The sequence below is a fragment of the Agrococcus sp. HG114 genome (assembly GCF_024723325.1).
In the GTDB taxonomy this organism is placed as follows: Bacteria; Actinomycetota; Actinomycetes; order Actinomycetales; family Microbacteriaceae; genus Agrococcus.
Window position 1 is genome coordinate 1 of sequence record NZ_JANQCH010000190.1, and the last position, 2,436, is coordinate 2,436.

The following is a 2,436-nucleotide window of genomic DNA, read 5'->3' on the forward strand; positions in this document are numbered from 1 at the left end:
ACGGCGCCCAGCGCACCCCCGCGCGCGGCCGCGCCTCCGGGGCCCGCGGCGTCGAGCGCCGCCTCGGCCCGCGCGATGGCCTCGTCGAGGCCCGCCCACAGCGCATCCGCCTTGGAGCTGCAGTAGGCGAAGACCGTGCCCCGCGAGACGCCGGCGCGCTGGGCGATGTCGTCGATGCTGACCGCGTCGTAGCCTCGCTCGAGGAAGAGCTCGAGCGCCGCCTCGTGGATCGTCGCGGCGCTCGACGCGCGCGGTCGTCCCCGTCCTCTGCCCGTGACCATGGAATCCCCTCCCCGCGCTATTGTTGCACTCGGTATGACAATGCGCGCCGAGCCTCGGCGCCCTGGCGAGGAGCACCCGTGACCACCACCACCGCGACGCCCTCGGGCGCCTACCCCGCGCGCTCGAGCAGCAGCGGCCGAGTCGCGACCGCCGCGACCGTCGGCACGGCCCTCGAGTCGTACGACTTCTACACCTACTCCTACTTCGCCGCGTTCTTCGCGGGCCCGTTCTTCTTCTCCGCGCTCGGCGACGCGGGCGCGCTCGCGGCGTCGTTCGCGACGATCGGCATCGCGTTCGTCGTGCGCCCGATCGGCGCGATCCTCTTCGGCCACCTCGGCGACCGCATCGGCCGCCGCTCGACGCTGCTCATCACGATCGCGCTCATGGGCGTCGCGACGGGGCTCGTCGGCCTGCTGCCCACCGGCGAGGGGTGGGCGACGTTCGGGGCGATCGCGCTCGTCGTGCTGCGGATCCTGCAGGGCCTCTCGCTCGGCGGCGAGTGGGGCGGCGCCGTGCTGCTCGCGACCGAGCACGCCGACGCGCGCCGGCGCCCGTTCTTCGCCTCCCTCCCGCAGCTCGGCTCCCCCATCGGCTCCGTCGCGGCGGGCGGCCTCATGCTCGCGATGTTCTTCGGGCTCGGCCCCGAGGCGATGGCCGCGTGGGGCTGGCGCGTCCCCTTCCTCATCGCGATCCCGCTCATCGCCGTCTCGCTCTACCTGCGCTGGTCGATCGACGAGACGCCGGTGTTCAAGGAGCTCGCCGCCAAGGGGCAGCGCGAGCGCAACCCCGTCTGGGGCGCGATCCGCACGCAGCCCGCCGCCTTCGGCGTCGCGATCCTCGTGGCGCTCCTCGGCATCGGCTCCTACTCGCTCATGAACACCTACACGATGGGCTACGGCGTGAGCGCGCTCGGCTTCGACGAGATGCAGCTGCTGACCGCCGCGACGATCGGCGGGCTGCTGCAGTTCGTGACCGTGCCGGCGTTCGGCATGCTCGCGACCCGCATCGGCTCCGCGCGCGTCGTCGCGCTCGGCGCGGTCGGCACGCTGCTCATCGCGTTCCCCATCTACTGGCTGCTCGGCAGCGCGACCTTCGGCGTGCTCGTCGCGCTCATGATCGTCGGCGGCATCCTGCCGACCGCGTCGTGGGCGGCGCTCGGCGGCACGATGCAGGAGCTCTTCCGCGGCCGCCACGCCTACTCGGCGCTCTCGGTCGCGTACGCGGTCGCCGCGGTGCTCTCGGGCTTCATCCCCTACCTCACGACCGAGCTCGGCACGGCGACGGGCAACGCGTGGTGGCACCCGGGCGTCGTGCTCGCGGCGCTCTCGGCGCTCACCCTCGTCGGCGCGATCGCAGCGGGGCGGATGCGCCGGCTCGGCGACGAGGACGCCGACGCCGCGCAGGCCGCCATCCCCGAGGAATCCCCCGCGCCCGCCTGACCCGGCGCCCGCGCGGGCGTGCGCCGTGCTTGCGCGGGAGAGGATGGAGCCGTGCTGCGGCCCACGATCGCGAGGAGCGCGAGCGCCGAGACCGAGATCTCGCGCTCGCGCTTCCTCGCGACGGCGCACCGCATCGCGAGCCTCGACCAGCTCGCGCCCCTCGTGCGCGACGCGCGACGCGCGCATTCCGATGCGCGGCACGTGTGCAGCGCGGGCGTCGCCGGCCCGCTCGGCGAGGCGAGCCGCTCGAACGACGACGGGGAGCCCTCCGGCACCGCGGGTGCCCCGATCCTCTCGGCGATCGCCGGGCGCGGGCTCACCGACGTCGCGGTGCTCGTCGTGCGCTGGTTCGGGGGCGTGCAGCTCGGCACCGGTGGGCTCGTGCGCGCGTACGGCGGCATCGCGGCCCGTGCGCTCGACGCCGCCGGGCGCCTCGAGCGGGTCGCCGGGACCGAGCTCGTCGGCGAGGTGCCGGTCGCCGACGCGCCCCGCATCGAGCACGCGCTGCGCGCCGCGGGCCGGACGCCCGAGCTCGACTACGGCGCGGGGCGTGCGAGGCTGCTGCTCGTCGTCGACGACCCGGGCCTCGCCGAGGCGCAGGCGCTGCTCGCGCAGCTCGGCGTCGACGCGTCGCCGGGAGCGGCGCGCGTGGTCGAGCGCGCGGCGTGAGCGCCGTCTCTTATACAAATCTGACGCTGCCGACCACCCCCTCCGC

At 75.1% G+C, this 2,436-nt stretch carries 3 protein-coding genes; 2 read left to right on the forward strand and 1 reads right to left on the reverse strand.

What is annotated here, in order from left to right:
* A partial coding sequence (locus NWP09_RS12420) for a helix-turn-helix domain-containing protein (protein ID WP_258275811.1) occupies positions 1 to 281 on the reverse strand: 281 nt, incomplete at its 3' end.
* Between the two features lie 78 nt (positions 282 to 359).
* On the opposite strand from NWP09_RS12420, the gene NWP09_RS12425 reads away from it, so the two are divergent.
* Positions 360 to 1,721 carry an MFS transporter gene (locus NWP09_RS12425; RefSeq protein WP_258275812.1) on the forward strand — a complete coding sequence of 454 codons (1,362 nt, stop codon included), beginning with the start codon at positions 360 to 362 and terminating at the stop codon, positions 1,719 to 1,721.
* A 51-nt stretch (positions 1,722 to 1,772) separates the two neighbouring features.
* A complete protein-coding gene (locus tag NWP09_RS12430) occupies positions 1,773 to 2,390 on the forward strand; it encodes a YigZ family protein (protein ID WP_258275813.1) in 618 nt (205 codons plus the stop codon).
* The last annotated feature ends 46 nt before the right edge of the window (positions 2,391 to 2,436 follow it).